Source organism: uncultured Campylobacter sp., assembly GCF_937997405.1.
Taxonomy (GTDB): Bacteria; Campylobacterota; Campylobacteria; order Campylobacterales; family Campylobacteraceae; genus Campylobacter_B.
On sequence record NZ_CALKTL010000018.1, the window covers coordinates 1 to 1,094 of the forward strand.

Genomic DNA, 1,094 nt, shown 5'->3' on the forward strand with positions numbered 1-1,094 from the left:
GAGCCGTTGGGATTTTTTTCGATTGAAATTCTCATATCGCGAACTTGCGCGAAGTCCTTCACTTGATCCTCTTTACGCGTTACAATGCCAAAATTTACCGATAAATACGGCAGTGAGAAATCCACCTGCTTCTTACGCTCTTGCGTAATCATAAAGGTGCCGATAACCATATCGACCTTGTTATTTTTCAAAAACGGGATTCTATCGCCTGCGGTTACGGTTACGAACTGCACTTCGCCCTTTTTATCGCCGAAAATGTCTTTGGCGATCGAGCTAGCAAGCTCGATTTCAAAGCCCTCAAACTTGCCGTTATTAGACTCGCTTAGTGGCGGACGACCTTCTCGCACGCCTACTCTGATGACCCCTGCTTGCCTGATTTCATCTAATGTATTTGCAAAAATGCTAGCGCAAAATAAGGCTAAAATAAAAAGTAATCTCATAAAAAGCCCCCTACTTTTTAGTTTTGAAATAATTATAGCACTATATATTTTAGAGAAAATAAATGCAAGCGGTTTAAAATTTAATCACCGCGCGTATGCAGGCTTGAAATTTAGGGGCGAAGTGGGGATTTAAAATTTAGCGAATTTAAAAAATTTTAAATCCCAAGATTTATTCGTTATGCAAACTACCTTCGATAAATTTTATATTTTGATTCCTAGCTCGCTTTTATAGCAAATCATAAATTCCATCTAGCAGGAAGTATTTTTTATCCGCAGTGCCACGGTAAAATGGCTCGAAAGTGTCCTCATAAGCCTTTTTGAAAAAGCCCTCTTTGCTTAGCTTGATTAGATCGGCATTGATGAAATCAAGCAGGCTTTGATTGCCTTTTTGCACGCCGACGCCTAAGAATTCCGCCGCGCCTAGGTTTTTAAACGGCACTTCAAGCGTATCGTCCACGACGGCATAGGCTAGGACGATGATGTTGTCATTGGCGTAGCCGTCGGCTCTGCCGTCCTTCATCATCGCATAGCACTCAGAAGTATTTTTGCAGTAAACTAAATTACTAAATTTCTCTTTGCGTAGATAGCGCTCGGTCATCGAGCCGTTGGGATTTTTTTCGATTGAAATTCTCATATCGCGAACTTGCGCGAAGT

2 protein-coding genes are annotated in these 1,094 nt (G+C 41.3%); both read right to left on the reverse strand.

Annotation, left to right across the window (positions count from 1 at the left end):
* On the reverse strand, positions 1-440 hold a 440-nt coding region (locus tag Q0372_RS00900; protein ID WP_298101475.1), incomplete at its 3' end, for a transporter substrate-binding domain-containing protein.
* 226 nt (positions 441-666) lie between these two features.
* On the reverse strand, positions 667-1,094 hold a 428-nt coding region (locus tag Q0372_RS00905; protein ID WP_298101477.1), incomplete at its 5' end, for a transporter substrate-binding domain-containing protein.